The organism is Avibacterium volantium (genome assembly GCF_049366555.1).
Classification (GTDB): Bacteria; Pseudomonadota; Gammaproteobacteria; order Enterobacterales; family Pasteurellaceae; genus Avibacterium; species Avibacterium volantium_A.
On sequence record NZ_JBMMGT010000078.1, the window covers coordinates 1 to 363 of the forward strand.

Here is a 363-nt window from a genome sequence, read left to right on the forward strand (position 1 = left end):
CCTTTCGTTATGAATGATTTAGTTCCATTATGATTTAATCGATACCAATAAAAGGCTTACATCTTGAAAGTAAGCCTTTTTTATTGGCTAAAATTTGAATTTCTGTTGTGGCTCTTCCTTTTTCATTAGGCTGTCTAGCCGTTCTTGATTGCTCACGGCTTTTAGCGTGCCTTTATTGATTTGTTCTTTTTCCGTTTCATTCCACTTTTGCGCCTCTGGGCAATCGATATAAACGGCTCTTTTCACTTCGTAAAGTTGCCCCACAAATTGTGCCTTTAACTGTCCGCAATTAGGGCAATAAACACTTGCATTTACGCTTAATAGAGAGGGTTTATAACTGCTTCGGGTTTTGGTATCGCCCCC

At 39.1% G+C, this 363-nt stretch carries 1 protein-coding gene; it reads right to left on the minus strand.

The window, feature by feature from the left end:
• Nucleotides 1-87: 87 nt before the first annotated feature.
• A partial coding sequence (locus tag ACLS0A_RS11065) for a transcriptional regulator (RefSeq protein WP_416083514.1) occupies nucleotides 88-363 on the minus strand: 276 nt, incomplete at its 5' end.